This window comes from Arthrobacter sp. AG1021 (assembly GCF_003633665.1).
GTDB classification, from domain to species: domain Bacteria; phylum Actinomycetota; class Actinomycetes; order Actinomycetales; family Micrococcaceae; genus Glutamicibacter; species Glutamicibacter soli.
Map to the genome: position 1 here is coordinate 861280 of NZ_RBLB01000006.1, position 21283 is coordinate 882562.

Sequence of the window (21283 nt, forward strand, 5' to 3'; positions counted from 1 at the left end):
CGCTACGTGCGCTCGACATCATCGCTTGGCATCTGGGCGGGCAGCCCAGGTAGTGACGCCTCGTCTGCGCGCTGCAGCGCCGACAGCTGGTGAATCTTATCGCAGTGTTCGGCCAGTGAGGCGCGGTCGTGCGAGGCGATGAGCACCGCCGCCCCGGCGCTGGCCCGCTCGCGCAGCACCGTGAAGATCTGCGCTGTGGTGCCGGGATCCAGCGCCGCCGTCGGCTCGTCGCACACCAGCAGCGCCGGGTCCAATGCCAACGCCCGGCCCAGCAGGGCTCGTTGCAGCTGCCCGTCGGAAACCTGCGCGGGCTTCCGCGCCAGCAGCTCCGGATCGAGGCTCGCCTCCCGGGCCAGTTCCTCAAGCTCGCGGCGATAGCGGCCCGGGCGGGGGAGCACCAGTCCGTCGCGCAGGGCCAGCGGCTCGGCCATGGTCGCGCCCAGGGTGAGCCGGGGATTGGCGAAGCTGCGCGGGTTTTGCGGCAGGATGCCGATGCGCTGGCGCAGTGTGGCCGGGACGCGCCCTCGTGCAGGCACCGGTTGGCCGTCGATGCGCAGTTTGCCCTCGGATGGGGCCAGCAGCAGCGAGGCAATGGCCAGCAGGGTGGACTTCCCGGCACCCGAGGGGCCGACCAGGCCGATCGCCGAGCCGGACGGCACCTCCAGGTCCACTCGATCCAGAATCTTCGGGGCGTCCTTGGCATAGCTGTGGCTCACCGCAGACAGTTCAAGGCTCATGGGGCGCTGCCCTCCAATTCCGGGATGAACTGCCCGGCACTGGCGGCGTCGTCGAGCACCTGTCCGTCGCTGACCACGGTCAGCGTGTCGGCCAGTTCTGCGGCCAGATCAGCGTCGTGGGTGACCATCACGATGGTGCACCCGGTGTCCGCCACGCGGCGCAGGATCCGGGCGATGGCCGCCGCGGTATCCGCATCCAGGGCGCTGGTGGGCTCGTCCAGCACCACGCAGCCGGCCCGGGCTGCCAAGCCCAGGGCCAGCACCACACGCTGGGCCTGGCCCCCGGACAGCTCGTGCGGGTAGCGGCGGAGTAATTCGGGAGCCAGCTCGAATTCCTTGAACACCGCCGCCAGCGTGGCCGCCGAGCTGTCCAGCCCGTGGCGCCGGCGTACGCGGCGCAGGGCGGTGCCCACGCGGAGCACCGGGTTCAGCGCCGTGGCCGCCGACCCGGGAATGAACACCAGATCTTCGCCCAGCTTGGGAGCATGGCAGGACCCTCCGGTGGTTCCCGGCACGAGCACGCTGCCGGTGGAGTCCAGCGACTCGGGAAGCAGTCCGGCGGCCGCGCGCAGCAGCATGGTCTTTCCTGCGCCCGAGGCACCCATGACCACGTTGACCGCGCCAGCGGTGGCGGTGAAGTTGATATTGTCCAGCAGCATGGTGCGTTCTCCGGCACCATCCTCGCTCCATACCGACAGTCCCTGCACGACCAAGCCTGCACTCTGTGGAACAGGCTGCCCGTCTACGCGTCCTGCGGGGCCACCCTGTTGCTGCGGAGAACGGGAAACGCGGCGCCCTGCGGGACGGCGGCGTTGCGGTTGCGGGTGCGCCAGGGAAGCAAAGGACCAGCTGAGCAGCACCAGCAGGCCGGCCGGGAACACCAGCATCCACCAGGCGCCGACCAGGATGCCGGCGCGGGCGTCCTCCAGCAGCAAACCCAGCGACGCTGACTGCGGCGGCAGGCCAACACCCAGGAAGGACAACGCGGATTCGTGCCAGATGGCATGGGGCAGCTGCAGGACCAGGGCGATGCCCGCCTGCGGCAGCACCGCTGGAATCAGGTGCGTGCACCACAGCGCTAGTGGCCGGGCGCCGGAAGCCAGGGCCAGCTTGACGTAGCCTGCCTCCCGCTCGGCCAGCAGCCTGGCCCGCACGATCCGCGCCACCTGGGTCCAGTGGGTCAGCGCGATGGACAGGATGATCGCCCACCCCTGTCCGGGCCACAGCGCCAGAACCACCACACCCAGCAGCAGATGCGGGATCGCGTTGACGCTGTCGACCAGCCGGGTGATGAAACGGTCCACCAGGCCGCCGGCGGTGGCGGCCAGCGTTCCGGCCAGCACCCCCAGCAGCGTGGAGGACAGCGCCGAGGCGACGGCGAGCAGCATCGACAGGCGCAGCGCGGCCGCGGCCCGCACCCACACATCGCGTCCGAGCTGGTCGGTGCCGAAGAAGTGCTCGGCCCCCGGCGGCAGGTACACGGCGGCCAGATCGATATGGTCCACGGCCTCGGGGGAGAAGAACGGGACGAGCGCCGCATAAACCGAGGCCAGGAGGATGATGCCCAGCGGCAGCAGTCGGGATGGGCGGATGAATCTAGACATCGTCCACCCGCGGATCAAGCAGCAGGTAGCCGGCATCGGCCAGCGCGTTGCCCAGGAACACCGCCAGTGCCGAGCAGGCGGTCACCGCGGCCAGCAGCGCAAAGTCAGCGGACACCGCGGAGTCGATCACCGCGGAGGCGATCCCTGGCCAGGCGAACACCGTTTCGACCAGCAGCGCGCCGGTGATCAATTCGCCCAGGCGGGATCCGATGACAGTGATGAATGGTAGCAGGGCCCCGGGCAGCACCTCGAACGCCATGATCCGCAAGGCGCTGTCGCCGCGGCCCCGGGCCGCGAGCACCGCGTCCGAGTCCAGCATGTCGAGCACTGATGCCCGCAGGTTCAGCACGAGCCAGGGCAGCAGGCTGATGGCCATCACCGTGGCCGGCAGCAGCAGGTGCACGGCCAGCGACCCGGCGGTCGGTTCCTGCCCTGGCGGCGCCACGCCGCCGGTGGGAAGCCCGAGCCGCAGGGAGAACACCGCGATGAACACCAGCGCCAGCACGAAGGGCGGGATGGCCTGGGCCAGCTGGGCGATCCAGGTGGTGGCGCGGTCCGCGAACCCGCCGCGGTGCAGGCCCGCGGCGCAGGCCAGCAGCAGCGAGAGCACCACCGCGAGCAGCAGCCCGGCGCCCATGAGCAGCAGGGTATATGGCAGGCGCTCGGCGAGCACCTCGGTGACCGGCCGAGCCAGCATGCGCGAGGTGCCCAAGTCGCCGTGCAGGGCCGAGCCCAGCCAGTCGACCCAGGAACTGAACCAGGAGTCGTCCAGGCCCAGTTCGGCGCGCAGGGCCGCGCGCTCCTCGGCGCCGGTGTGCTCGTAGCGGCTGCCCAGGTAGGCGGCCAGCGGATTAAACGGGGCGATGGACGCCAGGAAGAACACCACGGCGGTCAGCCCCGCGGTCAGCGGGACGGCCAGCAGCATCCGCCGGAGTAGCAGCAGGCCGGCGCTGCGCAGCCGCGGTGCGCGCCGCTGGTGCAGGACGAGCTGGCTCACTTTCCGGTCCACTGGCCGATTTTCACCCACGGGCCCCACGCCGTGCCGTGGTCATGCGGTTCGAGCAGGGTTCCGGCGGTGTTCCACATCTGGTGGACGTCGCTGCGCTGCACGTAGTTGTGGTCGGTGAAGGCCAGCAGCAGCATCGAGGGCTGCTTGACGTAGAGTTCCTGGACCTTGCGGTAGGCCGCGTCGCGCGCCGCCGGGTCGGTGCTGGTCCGCCCGATGTGCAGCTGCCGGTCCATCGCCGCATCCGCGTAGCGGCTGGGGTTGTCGTAGTAGGCGCCGTCTTCCGGATAACTTGAATGCAGCATCTTGTACAGCTGGGTATCCACGTCGTAGGGGGTGTCGCCGCCGCCGAGCATCAGCGCGTCCGTGCCGATGCGCGGCTCGGCCTCGTCGAAGGTGGCAGGCAGGACCTCGACGGCGATGCCGTGCTCCTTGAGCTGGGCGGCCAGCGCCAGCGACAGGTCCCTGCGCAGCGTGTCGCCCGGGTTGTACATGATGGTGAACGCGGCCGCCTGGCCGTCCTTGGAGCGCACCGCGCCGTCCGAAATCCAGCCTGCCTTCTCCAACAGCTCATCGGCCTGCTGCGGGTCGTGGGCGAAGACGGCGTCGGGGTTGTAGGCCTTACCGTACTGGGCCGGCACGAAGGTGTAGGCGGGGCGCCCGGAACCTGCCAGCACTCCGTCGATCAGCGCCTGGCGGTCCACCAGCAGGTTCAGCGCCAGGCGCACGGAAGGATCCGAGGTGAACGGGTGGTCGGCGGGCAGCGAGATGCCGCGCCAGTCCGCGGAGGTCGCGGTGACGACCTCGAAACCCTCGCGGTCCGCGAAGCTGGCCGCCAGCCGCGGGGGCAGCACCGTGCCGGTGTAGCCGCCGCCGGCCAGTGCCTGCGAGCGGGCGTTGTCATCGGCTGACTGTTCGTAGACCACCCGGGAAACCTCCGGTGCCCCGGAACGGTAGTCGGGGTTGGCGGTCAGAACCAGCTGGGAGGAATCGAACTTCTGAGCCGTGTAGGGGCCGGTGCCCACCGGGGTGCGGTTCAGGCTGGAGGCGCTGACCGGTTCTGACTCGTGGATCAGCTCTTCGGGGGCGATGCCGATCAGCAGAGCGGTCTTGAAGGAGACCTGCGGTTCCTTCAGCGTGAATTCAACGGTGTGCTCATCCAGTGAGGTGACTGATTCGAGGTTCTCCAGCACCCCGGCGATGGGCGAGGCGCTGGCGGGGTCCAGGATGGCCCGGTAGCTGGCGGCCACGTCACCGGCGTCGAAGCTGCTGCCGTCGCTGAAGCTGATGCCGCGGTTCAGCGTGATTTTCCAGCGCAGCCCGTCCTCGGAGATCTGCGGTTCCCCGTCGGCCAGCAGCGGCACCAGATCCGGTAGGCTGTCGGGCGCCCCGTCCAGGGTGTACAGCGATTCGTTGATTTTGCCCGTGCCGTTGTTGTCAAAGCCCGCCAGCGGATTCAGGGTTTCGGGCAACGCGGGGGTCAGCAGCACCACGTCGGAGGACTGGCTTCCCGCGGTGCGCTCGGTGGCATCCTGGCATCCGACGCTGGCCAGTATCATGGGCAGTATCAACAGCGTCGCGGTACGCCGGGCATAGCTGTGCACGGGGAGAAAATCCTTTCGCGGGACATGGGAGCAAGTAGCAGATGTTCACAGGATACAGGTGTTTGGCCAAACAGATGAGGGGCGTGTCATGAACATGGATTCGGTCCCGCGCGGGGTGGATCATGCCTGAGTCCGAACGCGGCCAAGTGGCCGCCAGCGCGCTGGAAGAAGTGCAGGAATCTTTGCAGGAATGGATCGACGTTTTCGCGCTCTGCGCGGACGCGACCCGGATAAAGATCCTGATCGCCATGCACGCGGCCCCGCAGTCCTCGGTGACCCAGCTGGCAGCCGCCGCGCAGCTCTCGCCGAACACCGTGACCCAGTCGCTGGCCACGCTGCACAAAGCCGGAATGGTGCAGGTGCAGCGCGATGGGAAGTACCGGCGCTGGGAGCTGGTGCACCCCGGCGTGCACCAGCTGCTGCACCAGATCAAGGCGCCGCACTCGCACCTGCACCCCGAGCACTAGTCCGGCCCGCATCGGTGCCGGAGAATGCAGAGGTTGCAACAAAGGGCATGGGCCCGGCACGCTGATGTGCCGAACCCATGCCCTTGAGCGGTGGCCCGGGTTTAGCGGTCGCGTTGCACCCGGGTCTCGTCCCACACCGGGGTGTCGGATTCGTAGACCTTGCCGTCCGAGCCGAAGACCAGGAAGCGGTCGAATCCGCGGGCGAACCAGCGGTCGTGGGTGACTGCCAGCACCGTGCCCTCGAACGCGTCGATGGCGCGCTCCAGTGCCTCGCCCGAATGCAGGTCGAGGTTGTCGGTGGGCTCGTCGAGCAGCAGCAGGGTGGCGCCGGAGAGCTGCAGCAGCAGGATCTGGAAGCGCGCCTGCTGGCCGCCGGAGAGCGAATCGAACTTCTGCTCCGACTGGCCTGCCAGCCCGTAGCTGTCCAGCGCGCCGGCGGCCGCCTCGCGCGGCAGGCCGGAACGGTGCTCGTCGCCGCGGTGCAGGATGTCCAGCAGGGTGCGGCCGAACAGATCCGGGCGCGAGTGCGTCTGGGCGAAGTAGCCCGGGCGGATGCGGGCGCCGAGCTTCACCGTGCCGGCATGCTGAACCGGCTCGATGACCACGTCGGACACCGGCAGGTGCTCGCGCTCCGGATCCGTGCCGCCGGAGGCCAGCAGGCGCAGGAAGTGCGACTTGCCCGAGCCGTTGGAGCCGAGCACACCCACGCGGTCGCCGAACCAGATCTCGGTGGAAAAGGGCTTCATCAGGTTGGTCAGCTCAAGCTTCTCCGCGACCACTGCGCGCTTGGCGGTGCGCCCGCCCTTCAGTCGCATGTTCACGTTCTGCTCCAGCGGGATGGCCTGCGGAGGGCCGGCCTGCAGGAACTTCTCCAGCCGGGTGGTCGCCGCCTGGTAGCGGTTGGCCATGTCGGAGCGGAACGCCGCCTTGGTTTTGTACATGTTCACCAGCTCCTTGAGCTTGGCGTGCTCCTCGTCCCAGCGCTTGCGCAGCTCCTCGAAACGTTCGTTGCGCTCCTTGCGGGCTTCCACGTAGGAGCCGAACGCGCCGCCGTGCACCCAGGCGGTGGCGCCGCCGTGGCCTGGTTCCAGGGTCACGATGCGGGTGGCGGCGTTGTTCAGCAGCTCGCGGTCGTGGCTGATGAACAGCACGGTCTTGTTGGAGCGGGACATCGTGTCCTCAAGCCAGCGCTTGCCGGGCACGTCCAGGTAGTTGTCCGGCTCGTCGAGCAGCAGCAGTTCGTCATTGCCCTCGAAGAGCGCTTCGAGAACCAGCCGCTTCTGCTCTCCGCCGGAGAGTGTGCGGGCCAGTCGGTCGCCGGCCTTGTCGAAGCCGATGCCCAGTGCCGCCATGCAAACCTTGTCCCAGGTGGTTTCCAGCTCGTAGCCTCCGGCGTCGCCCCACTCGATGATCGCTTCGGCATAGCGCATATGGACTTTCTCGTCCTCGCTAGTGAGCATCTTTTCCTCGTACTCGGCGACCTTCGCGGCGGCTTGGGCCAGCGCAGGGGCGGCAGTGGACAGCAGCAGGTCCTTCACCGTGGACTCGTCGCGCACCTGCCCGACGAACTGGCGCATGATGCCCAAAGTTCCAGTGCGGTTGATGGAGCCTTCATCGGCTTTCAGGTCGCCTGCGATGATCTTGAACAAGGTTGTCTTGCCGGTGCCGTTGGGTCCGATCAACGCCGTCTTGGAACCGGCGGTGACCTTGAAGGTCACCCCGCCCAGCAGCTGGGTGCCGTCGGAAAGGAAATACTGGATGTCAGTCACGTCAATATGAGCCACCTGGCAATCTTATCGGGCTTTGGACGGTTCGCTCCCGTCGCCGGTGATCCGGTTGAGTTAGCGTGGTGCCATGCAGATCGAGCTGGAAATCTACGGGGCGCTTCACGCCTGCTGCCACCCTGGCTTCGAGGTGGGCCAGCAGGTGCAGTGGGAGATCGCCCGGCTGCGCCATCCGGATGGCACCGTGGTCTACGAGCTGGACGACCATGGCACGCTCAGTGCATCCGGGGTGCCGGTGGCGGCGGTGGACGGCACGGTTACCGAAATCCACTACATCGATCACCACTACGAGCCGGCCATGGGTGCTGCTCGCCACCTGCTGCCGACGGGGGAGCCTGCCCGGATGACTCCGACGTCCAGCGTTCCGGCGGGCACGGACTTCGACCACGATCTGATCCATGCCACCCTGCAGCTGCAGGACCCCGGGCAGCTGCCGGACATCTGCGACTGGGATCCGCAGCTGGATTGCCCTGCGGAGACGGGAATACGCGAAGCCGCCGCCCGTGAGGAATTCGCGCTCAGCGGCGCAGCGGCCCAATTGCGGGAACTCGCGGAGGAATTGGCCCGGCGCTACGGCCACCTGGCTAAGGTGCGATCCGATGTTCTTGGACAGGCCTCGTTGCTGCCGCGGGCAAGGGGCGCTGGCGACGTGCAGTGGCGGCTGGATTTCACCGACACCCCGGTACAGCTGGTAGTGGAGATTGCCGGTGTCGAATTCACCTATCTGCCGGATACTGCGTCCATAAGGCAGCTGGAGCAGATGGTGGAGGCGGTCGCGGCCGGACGGGTCCGCGAAAGGCAGCGGGCGATGGGCGCCTGCCTGGTCCTTGAAATGAGCATCGAATTGACCGATGGCTCCACCCTGACCCAGCGGGACACGGCGCAGGGAATTGCCGCGCAGGAATCCTTCTCGATCATCGGTCCCGTCGGAGACCGGTTGGCTCGAAACGGCGCGTTCAACCCCTGGGCTTAGCTGCTGCTTGCCTGCTGTAGTATCAGCTGCCCCTGGGCCTTGTGGGGATGCTGAAGGGCCGCGGACTGGACGGATCGCCGCTCATGGTGAAGGGGCCAGGAAGAAGTGGGGTTCACCCTGCAACGCGGGGTGCCAGACGAGGATTTCATCCGTATTGGACGCTGCGTTTCGACCAGCCGACCAGCGGCGAATTCTCTTGGCGCCGCTACCAGCCGGAAGATGCCGCGGATGACGGGAGCTGGACCGGGGACTCGGAGATCACCCGTCCCTCGGATGGCAACTTTGCGGTGATTGAGCGCGACACGCGTAGGGGGAGCACGCCAAGCTGAAAGCGGTGTGCCAGTTCGTGGTGCCCGAAGCCGCGGCCACTGCGAAGGGCGATGCGGTGCAGCTGGTTCAGAAGCGGCTGGCGGTGGACCTCCTTCCGGTGCTGGAACGGACCAACGGCGGACCCAGGAAAAACTTGAAGGCCTCACCGCGGCCACCAACGGCAGCCGCCCCGGTCCCCGTGCTGCAGGCTTTTATACTGGCAGCATGCAGATCACCATACTCCTCGATCCCGCCGAGCAAGCCTGCTGCGGCGGGATGCTAAGCCTCGGCCAGCGCGTCGAATGGATGCTCGCCTACGCCACGCGCGGCGGCCAGCCCTACTACATGCGTGATTCGCACGAGCAGTTCTCCTACCACGGTGCGAAGACCCGCAGGGTCCTCGGTTCAGTGGTGGCGATCCGCGAGCTGGTGATCCATCCATCGCGGGCGGATGGCACGCCTGTGCACCGCCTCTGGCGTTCGCTGTCCGCGCTGCCCGCTGGGGTGGACTATGACAGCGATGGCATCGAAGTCGATCTGCAGATCGAGCACGGCCAGCAGCTACCCGAACTGTTCAGCTGGCCGCGCGGCTAGTTGTACTTGTAGAAGCCTTCGCCGGTCGCTGCGCCCAGCTTGCCCTTTTCGATGTACTCGCTCTTGAGCAGGGCGGCAAACTTCTTGCTGGTCTCATCACCCATGCTGGAAATGTTGTAGGCGGTGTTCAGTCCCACGATGTCGTAGATCTCGAAGGGCCCCTTCGGGGCACCGGTGCCCAGCTTCCACGTCTTGTCGATGGTCGGAGCGTCGGCCACGCCGTTGACCAGCAGGTGGCTTGCGGCTTGGAGGAACGGGACCAGCAGGGAGTTGAGCAGATAGCCCGGCTGCTCCTTGAGGACGCGAATGGCAACCAGGCCGGTGCGTTCGGCGAAGTCGACCACTGCTTCGTAGGCTTCGCTGCCGGTAAGCGCGGTGCCCATGACTTCGCCGGTGTTGTTCTGCCAGACGTGGTTGGCGTAGTGCAAGGCAAGGAACTTCTCCGGACGCCCGGTGTGCGGAGCGATGGCCGACGGTAGCAGGGTGGAGGAATTGGTGGCGAAGACGGTACGCTCCGGAGCCACGGATGCCAGTGCTTCATAGGTGTTCTGCTTGATGGCAAGGGATTCCGGGACTGCCTCGATGACGAAGCCTGCGTCCTTGACCGCATCGGCCAGATCCGTTGTCAGCCGGATGGATTCGCGCGCTGCCTGGGCCTTGGAGCGGTCTCCTGCGTCGAAGAAATCCGCGTAGGTCTGCACCAGTGAATCCAGACGGTGGTTGGCGGCCTCCAGTGCCTGTTCGGTGATGTCGTATCCCACGACGGGCAGGCCGTGGTAGGCGGTCTGGAAGATGATTTGCGCTCCCAGCACTCCGGTGCCCAGAACTGTTGTGTTGGTGAGGATCATGGGAACGCCCCGTTTCCGCCGGCCGGGGCCGGCAATGGTTTTCGGCGCTACGGCCGCCGTGCCGCCAACCAGTAAGTTACTGACTGGTAACTTCATTGGGCGACACCCGTGGGCCAGCTGCAACGTTCTGTGAGGCGAAGAACGAGCCGCTGGGGTCCAGGCCACATTGCAGACATGCAAAAGGGCATCCGGGTGCACCCCAGATGCCCTTCAGCTCTCAAGCCTTAGGCAGTCTTCTTCTTCAGGACCACTGCGGCCACCGCGGCAACGATCAGCGAAATGATCAGGAAATTGCGGCCCTTGTGGCTCTGTTTCGGAGCCAGCGACTTCTGCGCGCTCTTTACTGCATTCTCCACCGAGGCACGGGTGCGCTTGGCCGCCTTGGACTTGCCGGTCACGCTCTCAACCAGATTCGCACCTGCATGGCTGATCGCTTCGACGTTCACGCCGGAAATCGCGTTGTTCCACGTTTCGCGCAACTCGTCAGGCAGCTCTTCCTTGGCGGACTTGGCGAGCTTGGCCAGCGACTTCTCTACTTCTTTGAAATTCTTGGCGGTCTTCGACATAACTTCCTCTCGGTTGGCCCGCGCCCATGGATGGGACGCCGTGCGGTCACGTCTCCAGCCTAGCCAGCACCGATAACCCGCTCAAGCACCGTTGGTTGCGCTCAGTGCGAACTCCCAGAGACTTCACGGGCGCAGCTTACGCAGCGGGCTCGCCATCCGCAGGCTCCCCAGGCCGCCGCAGCTGGCGCAGCCGAGTTCGCAGCGCGCTGGCAAGGCACAGCAGCAGCAACAGCGTGGCGACGCTCGCCACCCCGGCGAACAAGGGCGAGGAGGCCTGCCATGTGTAGCGGTCGATGGTGATCCAGAAAACGACCCACAGGGCCCCGGCATTCATGTAGAGCCCGATGGGTTTCTTGAAGGTCAGCGTGCACAGGGCGAGGCTGACCAGTAGCAGCACCAGGGCCGCGATTCCCTTGAACATCAGCCGGTTCGAATCCACACCCAAGGCCGCCAGCCAGGCCGCCGCCTCGCCGAGCACGATGATGACCAGCCAACCGGTGAACAAGCCGAAACTGGACCGGGTGATCCAGCGGTCCATGTTGTTGCGCAGCATGGTGCGGTCGATCATCACGGTGATCCGCGTCAGCACCAGGAGCATGAGCAGCGCGAACAGCAGGCTGTAGCCCATCCGGTCGCGCTGCAGCAATTGCAGCCACAAGGCATTGAACAGGACCAGCGCGAGCACCCAAGGCCGCAGCTTGCCGTGCAGGTCCGTGTGCCGGGCGGTGGGCATGCATTGCCACACCGCGTAGATGCCCAAGCCTGCCATCAGGGCGAACCACGGCAGCTGGGCCACCAGCGGGACCGCCATCACCGTGGCGTCGGGTTCCAGCCAGCCGCCGGCGATCTGGCCCAGGTGCGATCCGCGGATCGAGCCCGTGCCGAACACCGCCCAGTTCAAGGCCGCGAAAATGACCAGTGCGTAGCAGATCGACACTAGTGGTGTCGCATTTTGGCGGGCCTTGGCCATGGCATCCCTTATCCGATACTTCGTCTCGAGTCTGAAACTACCACGGCTGTACGGAGATTGCTTGATGGCGCGACAGGTGGCGATAAGCTGGTTTGATGACGCAATCAACCCAGTGGGTCCGCGAGGCCATCTCCCTGCTTGACGCCGATGCAAACCGCAGCGCCGATACGCATCTGCACCGCTTCGAACTGCCCAAGCAATGGGGGATCGAGCTGTATCTGAAGGACGAATCGGTGCACCCCACTGGATCGCTCAAGCACCGTCTGGCGCGGTCGCTGATCCTCTACGGCCTGGTGAACGGCAAGATCCAGGAGGGCACCACGCTGGTGGAGGCCTCCAGCGGCTCCACCGCAGTCTCCGAAGCGTACTTCGCCCGCATGCTGGGACTTGAATTCATCGCCGTGGTCCCTAAGTCCACGAGCACCGAGAAGATCGAGCTCATCGAGTTCTACGGCGGGCGCTGCCACCTGGTGGACCAGGCCGGGCAGGTCGACGCGGCGGCCCGCGAGCTGGCCGCCGGCCCCGGCGGCTACTACCTGGACCAGTTCACCTTCGCCGAGCGGGCCACCGACTGGCGCGGCAACAACAACATCGCCGAATCGGTGTTCGCACAGATGAGCGCCGAGCGCTACCCGATCCCGAGCTGGATCGTGGTGGGCGCCGGCACCGGCGGCACCAGCGCGACCTTCGGCCGCTTCGTGCGCTACAAGCGCCACGACACGAAGGTCGCCGTGGCGGACCCCGAAGGCTCCTCCTTCTACGAGGGCTGGCGCACCGGGAACATGGGCTACTCCACCGGCGTGGGCTCGCGGATCGAGGGCATCGGCCGCCCGAGCGTCGAGCCGTCCTTCGTGCCCGGGGTCATCGACGAGATGATCCAGGTCCCCGACGCCGGCTCGCTGGCCGCCATGCGCCTGCTGCGGGCCAAGACCCGCTATTTCGCCGGCGGCTCCACCGGCACCAACCTCTACGCCGCATTCCAGATCATCGCCGGCATGCTCCAGCGCGGTGAGCACGGCAGCATCGTCACGCTGATCTGCGACTCCGGCGAGCGCTACGCCAACACCTATTACAACGACGACTGGCTGGCAGACCAGGGCCTTGACCTGGCCCCGCACACCGCGGTGCTGGAGCGCTTCCTGGCCGAGGGGATCTGGGAGGACTAGGTCTCGCTGGGCCGGTGCGCGGGCATCAGCCCGGCGGTCTTCTTGCGCTGGTGCACAGAGAAGTAGGACAGCCCCTGCTCGCCGGCGACGAAGTGTCGCCGGGCCCTGGCCGGCAGGTAGATGATGTCCCCGGCACCCAGCTGCACGGTGGTTCCCTCGCCGTGCAGCAGGCCGGAGCCGGCGACCACGTGCAGCAGCACGTCCAGCTCCGGGCCCACGTGCTCGCCGATTTCGGCTCCCGGTGCCAGCGCGATCACGTTCGCGTCCAGGTCCCGCCGGCCCGGTTCAAGTTTCCACAGCGCCCCGTTGCGGCCGTCCGCCTGGGCGGCGAGCTCTGCGGTGTTGGCCATGCGGCGCGGGACCGGGGGCATGCTGGTCATCGGGAGCTCCTGTTCAGCGCCGGAATTCGGGCCGGTGCGCGGATGTCATCTGTGCACCCAGCATAACCGCGCACCGTGGACGCGGTCGTAGGATGGAATCATGAGTGAACACCCCTCCGCAGCAGCCCACGCCCAGACCCAGGCGGACTTCGCCGCGAACCTCGCCTCGGTGCGGGAGCGGATCGCCCGCGCGGAAGCATCCGCGGGCCGCGCGCCGGGCAGCGTGCGCCTGCTGCCGGTCACCAAGACCGTGCCCTCGCAGCGGCTGCGCCTGGCGATCGCCGCCGGGGTGGACTGGCTGGGGGAGAACAAGGTGCAGGAAGCGCTGCAGAAATCCGAGGAGCTGGCGGACCTGCCGCAGCTGAAGTACTCGGTGATCGGGCACCTGCAGACCAACAAGTCCAAGTACGTGGCGCGCTTCGCCCACGAGTTCCAGGCGCTGGACAACCTGCGCCAGGCCGAGGCGCTGCAGCGCCGCCTGGAGCTGGAGGACCGCACCCTGGACGTATTCGTGCAGGTGAACACCTCCGGCGAGGAATCCAAGTTCGGCATGCCGCCGGAAGCGGCGCCCGGCTTCGTCAAGCAGCTGCCGGCCTTCGACCGTCTGCACGTCAAGGGCCTGATGACCCTGGCGATCTTCTCCACCGACCAGGTGGCGGTGCGCCGCTGCTTCCAGAAGCTGCGGGCCGTGCGTGACACCGTGCGCGAGGCCGACGAGCGGATCGCGGAACTGTCCATGGGCATGAGCGGCGACTTCGAGCTGGCCATCGCCGAGGGCGCCACAGTGGTGCGCGTGGGGCAGGGCATCTTCGGGGCCCGCGCGCTGCCGGACTCGCACTACTGGCCCGGATTCGCCGGCTGAGCCCCGGCCGACACGCCTGTGACCTGAGAGGCAGCGGGGTATCTGCAAAAACACTTAGCCCGCAGGGCGCTGGCGCAGTAGGGTGAAAGTGACACCGTCACTGTTCCAAAGGAGCTGTCTTGCCTACCGTTGCCGAACACCTTATCGACCAGCTCGACGCCCAGGGGGTCCGCCGGATCTACGGCATTCCCGGCGATTCGCTCAATGGCCTGACCGACGCGCTGCGGGTCAACGGCCGCATCGAATGGATCCACCACCGCCACGAGGAAGCCGCGGCGTTCGCCGCCGCGGCGGAGGCTGAAATCACCGGGGAGCTGGCCGTCTGCGCCGGATCCTGCGGGCCGGGCAACCTACACCTGATCAACGGGCTGTACGACGCGCAGCGCTCACGGGTTCCGGTGCTGGCCATCGCCGCGCACATCCCCACCGAGGAAATCGGTTCCAACTACTTCCAGGAAACCCATCCCGTGGAAGTCCTCCGCGGCTGCTCGGTGTACGCTGAACAGGTCTCGGACCCCAAGCAGATGCCGCGCATGCTGCGCATCGCGATGCGCGAGGCCATCGAGAAACGCGGCGTGGCAGTGCTGGTGGTCTCCGGGGACGTGGCCCTGTCGAGCATGGAGCGCAGCGAAACCCACCAGATCGTGAAAACCAACCCGCGCATCCTGCCCGACGAGCAGGAGCTGGAGCGCGCCGCGGAGATCCTTGAATCCTCGCGCAAGGTCACCATCCTCGCCGGGGCCGGCACCGCCGGCGCCCACGACGAGGTCATCGCCCTGGCGGACAAGCTGGGCGCCCCGATCGTGCACGCGCTGCGCGGCAAGGAGCACATCGAATACGACAACCCCTTCGACGTGGGCATGACCGGCCTGCTCGGCTTCGCCTCGGGCGCCAAGGCCATCGCCGAATGCGAGGTGCTGCTGATGCTGGGCACCGACTTCCCGTACCAGCAGTTCTACCCGCAGCAGGCGACCATCATCCAGGTGGACATCCGCGGCGAGCAGATCGGCCGGCGCACCCGGGTGGATGTGCCCCTGGTGGGCACCGTGAAGGATACCGCCGCCGCGCTGGCGGCGCTGCTGCCGGTGCAGACGCACCGCAAGCACCTGGACACTGCGCTGGAGCACTACCGCAAGACCCGGACCAAGCTCGACGAGCTGGCCACCGGGTCCAAGCCGGGCACCGCGATCCATCCGCAGTACCTGGCCCGGCTGATCGACCAGGCGGCCGACGAGGACACGATCTTCACCGCGGATGTGGGTTCCCCGGTGATCTGGGCGGCCCGCTACCTGAGCATGACCGGCAAGCGCCGGGTGCTGGGTTCCTTCAACCACGGCTCCATGGCCAACGCACTGTGCCACGCGCTGGGCGCCCAGGCCATCGACCGCTCCCGCCAGGTGATCGCCTTCGCCGGCGACGGCGGGCTGGCCATGATGCTCGGCGAGCTGCTCACCGCCACGCAGAACAAGCTGCCGATCAAGGTGGTGGTCTTCAACAATTCCTCGCTGAACTTCGTGGAACTTGAAATGAAGGCCGCCGGATTCGTCACCTACGCCACCGACCTGCAGAATCCCGACTTCGGCGCGCTGGCCAACGCCGCGGGGCTGAAGGGCTACCGCGTGACGGACTCCTCCCAGTTGGAGGACACCATCAAGGAATTCCTGGCCCACGACGGACCGGCGGTGCTGGACGTGGTGACCGACCGCCAGGAGATGTCCATGCCGCCGTCGATCAAGCTGGAACAGGCCAAGGGTTTCGCGCTCTACGCGATCCGCACGGTCATGTCCGGGCGCGGCGACGAGCTGCTGGATCTGGCCAAGACCAACTGGCGGCAGATGTTCTAGGAATTAATTGCCTATGCTTAATGCCGGTGCCGTGAATGCGGCGCCGGCATTTTGCATGTGAACTTCAGAAAGAGGCGTAGGCGCTTTGACTTCGCAACCTGCCGCGGCCCACGCGGCAACCACCGAGGACTTCTCCCACAATCTGGCTGCGGTGCGCGAGCGGATCGCCCGCGCGGCCCGCTCGGTGGGCCGGGACCCGGAAGCGGTGCGCCTGCTGCCGGTCACCAAGACCATCCCGGCCGAGCGGCTGCGCCTGGCCATTGCCGCCGGCGTGGACACGCTGGGGGAGAACAAGGTCCAGGAGGCGCAAGCCAAGCACGAGGAGTTCAAGCAGGACTACCCGCATCTGCGCTACTCGGTGATCGGTCCGCTGCAGCGCAACAAGGCGAAGTTCGTGGCGCAGTTCGCCGACGAGTTCCATGCCCTGGATTCGCTCCGGCTCGCCGAAACCCTGCAGAGCCGGCTGGAAGCCGAAGGCCGCCACCTGGATGTCTTCATCCAGGTGAACACCTCCGGGGAGGAATCGAAGTCCGGCATCGAAGCGGCAGAAGCCGCCGACCTGCTGGCCGCGCTGAAGCCGCTGGACCGCCTGAAGCCCGTCGGCCTGATGACCATGGCGGCGAATACCAGCAACGAGTCCTCCATCCGCGCCAGCTTCACCCTGCTGCGCGAGACGCTCGCCGAGCTGCAGGCCGCCGGAGCCCCGGAGGAATTCGCGCAGCTGTCCATGGGCATGAGCGGCGACTTCGAGATCGCCATCCAGGAAGGCGCCACGGTCGTCCGTGTGGGCCAGGGGATCTTCGGGGCCCGCCAGTACCCCGCCTAGGCATTCCTGGATGCTTGCAAGCCTGGCAGCGGCGGTGTGGGACGTCGTCGGTGTAGCGCGCCTTTGTATCCATTCCACGGGTGTGTCCACACCCTGCCTTGAACCGTCCTAAAGTGTCGGTTCCCTGGCGGATACTACATGTAGGTACAGACACTTCAGCCATGGCACAAGTCGACGGAGGGGAAACACGCCGAGGAACTTCTCACACCAAGTATTTTTAACCCACAAGTTCGATATCCCAAGCTGTGGACAAACCAGGCTGTACCGCGAGAAATCGGGGTTTAATCAGGGGCCGGTATCCACAATTCCTGTGGACTCCCTTGTGGGGGAATCACATAGCTGTAATACATCATCTTGTGGCCGCTTGACCGGCCAGACACAAGATGTAGTATTGAATCCGATGGCGCGATAAACGCCGAAAACACCCCGAAGGTGAACTTTGGGGCATCCGAGAGGTTGGTCCGCACCGCCGTGAAAACGGTGAGAAGACGGACCGAAACTAGGACTTTTTAAAGGGGATCAGGGACTATGTCCATCACGGTTTACACGAAGCCTTCCTGCGTACAGTGCAACGCCACCTACCGCGCGTTGGACAAGAAGGGTGTCGAGTACAACAAGGTCGATATCTCTCAGGATGCTAATGCCTTGGAGCACGTGCGTGGCCTTGGATACATGCAGGCACCGGTTGTCGTGACCGACAACGATCACTGGTCGGGCTTCCGCCCGGACAAGATCGCTCTGCTGGCTCCGGCAAACTAACCAGATACCGAGCCCATTCGGTACTAAATCCGCTCTTTTGTAGTGGAGGCGAAATACCATGCCACCGACAGCTCTTGCCGACAGGCAACACGCTGAGGCGCACGAACCAGTGGTGTACACCGATTCGAAGTTGATCTACTTTTCTTCGATATCGGAGTACACCCGGCGGTTCGTCGAAAAACTTCAGATGGATTCGGCCCGGATTCCGCTTTACGGGTACGAGCCGAAACTCATCACCACAGCTCCGTACGTCCTGCTGATTCCCACCTATGGGGGAGACGGCGGCAAACGATCAATCCTGCCGCAGATCATGAAATTTCTCGGGTATGAAGAGAACCGCAAGAACCTACGCGGTGTCATCGGAGCAGGGAATACAAACTTCGGCGAGTACTACTGCATTGCGGCCAAGCGAATCGCGGCCAAATGCGATGTGCCCGTGCTTTATACATTCGAACTCATGGGAACGCAGGAAGATGTTCTCAAAGTCAAAGAAGGGCTTGAAACCTTTTGGAAACCAGCGTCGCAGAAGCAGCAGGAACGATGAAGGACTCGAAAGAGCTCCCCGCGCAGTTCCAGGGGTTGAGCTACAACGACCTCAATGCCATGCTGAACCTCTACGGTCCAGACGGCAAGATCCAGTTCGAGGTGGATCGCTACGCGGCTCGCCAGTACTTCCTGGATCACGTGAACAACAACACCGTGTTCTTCCACGATCTGGATGAGAAGCTCGAATACCTGGTCAAGCACGAATACTACGAGCGTGAAACCCTCGACCAGTACTCGATGAACTTCATCCGCGACCTGTTCAAGCACGCCTTCTCCAAGAAGTTCCGTTTCGAAACCTTCTTGGGCGCCTTCAAGTTCTACACCTCGTACACCCTGAAGACTTTTGACGGCAAGCGTTACCTGGAGCGCTACGAGGACCGTGTCTGCATGGTTGCCCTGCACCTGGCTCGCGGCAACGAAGAACTGGCCACCCAGCTCGTCGACGAAATCATCGAAGGCCGTTTCCAGCCTGCTACCCCGACCTTCCTCAACGCTGGCAAGGCCCAGCGCGGCGAATTGGTCTCCTGCTTCCTGCTTCGCATCGAAGACAACATGGAATCGATCGCCCGTGCCGTGAACTCCTCGCTGCAGCTGTCCAAGCGCGGCGGCGGCGTGGCCCTGGCCCTGACCAACCTGCGCGAGCACGGTGCACCGATCAAGCAGATCGAGAACCAGTCCTCCGGCGTCATCCCTGTCATGAAGCTTCTGGAAGACTCCTTCTCCTACGCCAACCAGCTTGGCGCACGCCAGGGTGCCGGCGCGGTCTACTTGAACGCCCACCACCCGGACATCTACCGCTTCCTCGACACCAAGCGCGAAAACGCCGACGAGAAGATCCGTATCAAGACCCTGTCGCTGGGTGTTGTCATTCCTGACGTCACCTTCGAACTCGCTCGCAAGAACGAGGACATGTACCTGTTCAGCCCGTACGACGTCGAGCGCGTCTACGGCAAGCCGTTCAGCGAAATCTCGGTCACCGAGAAGTACACCGAGATGGTTGATGATTCGCGCATCAAGAAGACCAAGATCAACGCCCGCGAGTTCTTCCAGACCCTGGCGGAGATCCAGTTCGAGTCCGGCTACCCGTACATCATGTTTGAAGACACGGTGAACAAGGCCAACCCGATCGAGGGCCGCGTCTCCATGTCGAACCTCTGCTCGGAAATCCTGCAGGTCTCCTCGCCGTCGGAGTACAACGACGACCTGAGCTACAAGACCGTGGGCAAGGACATCTCCTGCAACCTGGGTTCGATGAACATCGCCAAGGCCATGGATGGCAAGAACTTGGCCAAGTCCGTGGACATCGCCATCCGCGCGCTGTCCGCAGTCTCCGACATGTCCTACATCGACTCCGTTCCTTCGGTTGCGGACGGAAACCGGAAGTCGCACGCCATCGGCCTGGGCCAGATGAACCTGCACGGCTTCCTGGCTCGTGAGCGCATCTACTACGGTTCCGAAGAAGGCATCGACTTCACCAACATCTACTTCTACTCGATTCTGTTCCACGCGCTGACCGCGTCGAACAAGATCGCGATTGAACGCGGCGAGGTCTTCGACAACTTCGAGAACTCCAAGTACGCATCGGGTGAATTCTTCGACAAGTACATCGACGTGGAATGGGCTCCAGCCACCCAGCGTGTGCGCGAACTGTTCGACGGCATCCACATTCCAACCCAGGAAGACTGGATCGCGCTGAAGAAGTCGGTCATGGAACACGGTATCTACAACCAGAACCTGCAGGCAGTGCCGCCAACCGGTTCGATCTCCTACATCAACAACTCGACCTCGTCGATCCACCCTGTTGCTGCGAAGGTCGAAATCCGCAAGGAAGGCAAGATCGGCCGCGTCTACTACCCGGCCCCGTACATGACCAACGAGAACATCGAGTTCTACGAGGACGCGTACGAAATTGGCTACGAGAAGATCATCGACACCTACGCCGCTGCTACCCAGCACGTCGACCAAGGCCTGTCGCTGACCCTGTTCTTCAAGGACACCGTAACCACCCGTGACATCAACAAGGCCCAGATCTACGCATGGCGCAAGGGCATCAAGACCTTGTACTACATCCGCCTGCGCCAACTGGCCCTTGAAGGCACTGAGGTGGAGGGCTGCGTCTCCTGCATGCTTTAATGCCTGAAATGCGGTGCTGACCAGTGCAATACTGCAACTCGAAACAAGCTGTCGAACCCTCGCGGGTTCGACAGCTTGTTGTCGTTAAATGCCTAGTCAGAGCGGAAAATAGTTGATGGTGTCGTTGGTCAAGTTATTATGTTTTGCGCTCCGGTGGCGGTAGGATTTAAGCGACTAACCATAATTCAGTCTCGAATCGATGAGGGGCAATGACCGAGAAGCTTAAGCTCGCCAATAAGGTTGAAGCGATCAACTGGAACCGTATCCAGGATGACAAGGACGTGGAGGTCTGGAACCGACTCGTCAATAACTTCTGGCTGCCGGAGAAGGTGCCGCTGTCCAACGACATCCAGTCGTGGGGAACCCTGACCGAAGACGAAAAGCTGCTGACCATGCGCGTCTTCACCGGCCTGACCCTGCTCGACACCCTGCAGGGCACCGTTGGCGCAGTGTCGCTGATCCCGGATGCGATCACCCCTCACGAAGAGGCCGTGTACACCAACATTGCCTTCATGGAGTCGGTGCACGCCAAGAGCTACTCCTCGATCTTCTCCACCCTGGCTTCCACCAAGGAAATCGACGAGGCCTTCCGCTGGTCGACTGAGAACGTGAACCTTCAGAAGAAGGCGCAGATCATCGAGAGCTACTACTACGGCGACGACCCGCTCAAGCGCAAGATCGCTTCGACCCTGCTCGAATCGTTCCTGTTCTACTCCGGCTTTTACCTGCCGATGCACTGGTCCTCGCACGCCAAGCTGACCAACACCGCTGACCTGATCCGCCTGATCATCCGTGACGAAGCCGTTCACGGCTACTACATCGGCTACAAGTTCCAGAAGGGTCTTGAAGGCCTGAGTGAAGAGCGCAAGCAGGAACTGAAGGACTACACCTTCGAGCTGCTGTTCGAGCTGTACGAGAACGAAGTTCAGTACACCCATGATCTGTACGATCCAGTGGGCTTGGCTGAGGACGTCAAGAAGTTCCTGCACTACAACGCCAACAAGGCGCTGATGAACTTGGGCTACGAGGCCATGTTCCCGTCCACCGTGACAGATGTGTCGCCAGCCATTCTGGCAGCGCTGAGCCCGAACGCCGATGAGAACCACGACTTCTTCTCCGGCTCCGGCTCCTCGTATGTCATCGGCAAGGCAGTGAATACCGAAGACGAAGACTGGGATTTCTAAGCTTTCCCCAATTCACGGATAGCTAGCCAAATCCAAAACCCGAACCCGCGTTTCGTGGGTTCGGGTTTTGTCGTCTTGTGGTCCCGAGACGCTGCATGGCTTCCCTTGTAAGTTTGCTTAG

At 64.6% G+C, this 21283-nt stretch carries 20 protein-coding genes; 11 read left to right on the forward strand and 9 right to left on the reverse strand.

Features of this window, described 5'->3' with window-relative positions:
* Positions 1-2: 2 nt before the first annotated feature.
* Genes DFO58_RS04270 through DFO58_RS04285 form a run of 4 tightly spaced genes read right to left on the reverse strand, consistent with a single transcriptional unit; the run spans position 3 to position 4906 of the window.
* Entirely contained in the window at positions 3-737 is a 735-nt protein-coding gene (locus tag DFO58_RS04270) for an ATP-binding cassette domain-containing protein (protein ID WP_120989363.1), read from the reverse strand.
* Positions 734-2341 carry an ABC transporter permease subunit gene (locus DFO58_RS04275; protein WP_286163480.1) on the reverse strand — a complete coding sequence of 536 codons (1608 nt, stop codon included), beginning with the start codon at positions 2339-2341 and terminating at the stop codon, positions 734-736. The genes DFO58_RS04270 and DFO58_RS04275 overlap by 4 nt, the downstream gene beginning before the upstream one ends.
* A complete protein-coding gene (locus DFO58_RS04280) occupies positions 2334-3338 on the reverse strand; it encodes an ABC transporter permease (protein ID WP_286163481.1) in 1005 nt (334 codons plus the stop codon). The genes DFO58_RS04275 and DFO58_RS04280 overlap by 8 nt, the downstream gene beginning before the upstream one ends.
* A complete protein-coding gene (locus DFO58_RS04285; protein WP_120989365.1) occupies positions 3335-4906 on the reverse strand; it encodes an ABC transporter substrate-binding protein in 1572 nt (523 codons plus the stop codon). The genes DFO58_RS04280 and DFO58_RS04285 overlap by 4 nt, the downstream gene beginning before the upstream one ends.
* Positions 4907-5073: 167 nt before the next feature.
* Between DFO58_RS04285 and DFO58_RS04290 the strand changes: the two genes are divergently transcribed.
* Positions 5074-5418 (forward strand): ArsR family transcriptional regulator, encoded by a 345-nt coding sequence (locus tag DFO58_RS04290; protein WP_120989366.1) that lies wholly within the window; start codon positions 5074-5076, stop codon positions 5416-5418.
* Between the two features lie 101 nt (positions 5419-5519).
* Here the strand turns inward: DFO58_RS04290 and DFO58_RS04295 are convergent, their stop codons facing one another.
* On the reverse strand, positions 5520-7202 hold the full coding sequence (locus DFO58_RS04295; RefSeq protein WP_120989367.1) for an ATP-binding cassette domain-containing protein: 1683 nt from the start codon (positions 7200-7202) through the stop codon (positions 5520-5522).
* Positions 7203-7272: 70 nt separating this feature from the next.
* Between DFO58_RS04295 and DFO58_RS04300 the strand changes: the two genes are divergently transcribed.
* Positions 7273-8175 (forward strand): hypothetical protein, encoded by a 903-nt coding sequence (locus tag DFO58_RS04300; protein WP_120989368.1) that lies wholly within the window; start codon positions 7273-7275, stop codon positions 8173-8175.
* A gap of 534 nt (positions 8176-8709) precedes the next feature.
* Positions 8710-9078, forward strand: a complete 369-nt coding sequence (locus DFO58_RS04305; protein WP_120989369.1) for a DUF6578 domain-containing protein — start codon at positions 8710-8712, stop codon at positions 9076-9078.
* On the opposite strand, the gene DFO58_RS04310 is transcribed toward DFO58_RS04305, so the two are convergent.
* From DFO58_RS04310 to DFO58_RS04320, 3 genes are all read right to left on the reverse strand, one after another.
* The gene (locus DFO58_RS04310) at positions 9075-9926 is read right to left on the reverse strand and encodes a 3-hydroxyacyl-CoA dehydrogenase (protein WP_120989370.1); all 852 of its coding nucleotides are present in this window, start codon (positions 9924-9926) and stop codon (positions 9075-9077) included. The genes DFO58_RS04305 and DFO58_RS04310 overlap by 4 nt on opposite strands.
* Positions 9927-10150: 224 nt before the next feature.
* Positions 10151-10492, reverse strand: a complete 342-nt coding sequence (locus DFO58_RS04315) for a hypothetical protein (protein ID WP_120989371.1) — start codon at positions 10490-10492, stop codon at positions 10151-10153.
* A gap of 136 nt (positions 10493-10628) precedes the next feature.
* A complete protein-coding gene (locus tag DFO58_RS04320) occupies positions 10629-11462 on the reverse strand; it encodes a hypothetical protein (protein WP_147407182.1) in 834 nt (277 codons plus the stop codon).
* Positions 11463-11557: 95 nt separating this feature from the next.
* Here DFO58_RS04320 and DFO58_RS04325 point away from each other — a divergent pair, with 95 nt between their 5' ends.
* Positions 11558-12628: a PLP-dependent cysteine synthase family protein gene (locus DFO58_RS04325; protein ID WP_120989373.1), complete on the forward strand. Its 1071-nt coding sequence runs from the start codon at positions 11558-11560 to the stop codon at positions 12626-12628.
* On the opposite strand, the gene DFO58_RS04330 is transcribed toward DFO58_RS04325, so the two are convergent.
* Positions 12625-13008, reverse strand: a complete 384-nt coding sequence (locus tag DFO58_RS04330) for a cupin domain-containing protein (protein WP_237562246.1) — start codon at positions 13006-13008, stop codon at positions 12625-12627. The two genes, DFO58_RS04325 and DFO58_RS04330, sit on opposite strands and share 4 nt — an antisense overlap.
* A 100-nt stretch (positions 13009-13108) precedes the next feature.
* Between DFO58_RS04330 and DFO58_RS04335 the strand changes: the two genes are divergently transcribed.
* The 7 genes from DFO58_RS04335 to nrdF all read left to right on the forward strand — a co-directional run bounded on the left by DFO58_RS04335 (position 13109) and on the right by nrdF (position 21162).
* Entirely contained in the window at positions 13109-13870 is a 762-nt protein-coding gene (locus DFO58_RS04335) for a YggS family pyridoxal phosphate-dependent enzyme (RefSeq protein WP_120989374.1), read from the forward strand.
* 119 nt (positions 13871-13989) lie between these two features.
* Positions 13990-15714 carry a ubiquinone-dependent pyruvate dehydrogenase gene (gene poxB, locus DFO58_RS04340; protein ID WP_120989375.1) on the forward strand — a complete coding sequence of 575 codons (1725 nt, stop codon included), beginning with the start codon at positions 13990-13992 and terminating at the stop codon, positions 15712-15714.
* Positions 15715-15799: 85 nt separating this feature from the next.
* Positions 15800-16540: a YggS family pyridoxal phosphate-dependent enzyme gene (locus DFO58_RS04345; protein ID WP_053798217.1), complete on the forward strand. Its 741-nt coding sequence runs from the start codon at positions 15800-15802 to the stop codon at positions 16538-16540.
* Positions 16541-17068: 528 nt separating this feature from the next.
* Positions 17069-17299 (forward strand): glutaredoxin-like protein NrdH, encoded by a 231-nt coding sequence (nrdH, locus tag DFO58_RS04350; protein ID WP_047119244.1) that lies wholly within the window; start codon positions 17069-17071, stop codon positions 17297-17299.
* Positions 17300-17357: 58 nt separating this feature from the next.
* Positions 17358-17843 carry a class Ib ribonucleoside-diphosphate reductase assembly flavoprotein NrdI gene (nrdI, locus tag DFO58_RS04355; RefSeq protein ID WP_047119243.1) on the forward strand — a complete coding sequence of 162 codons (486 nt, stop codon included), beginning with the start codon at positions 17358-17360 and terminating at the stop codon, positions 17841-17843.
* Positions 17840-19978, forward strand: a complete 2139-nt coding sequence (gene nrdE, locus DFO58_RS04360) for a class 1b ribonucleoside-diphosphate reductase subunit alpha (protein WP_047119242.1) — start codon at positions 17840-17842, stop codon at positions 19976-19978. The genes nrdI and nrdE overlap by 4 nt, the downstream gene beginning before the upstream one ends.
* A gap of 209 nt (positions 19979-20187) precedes the next feature.
* Entirely contained in the window at positions 20188-21162 is a 975-nt protein-coding gene (gene nrdF, locus DFO58_RS04365) for a class 1b ribonucleoside-diphosphate reductase subunit beta (RefSeq protein ID WP_047119241.1), read from the forward strand.
* Positions 21163-21283 lie beyond the last annotated feature (121 nt).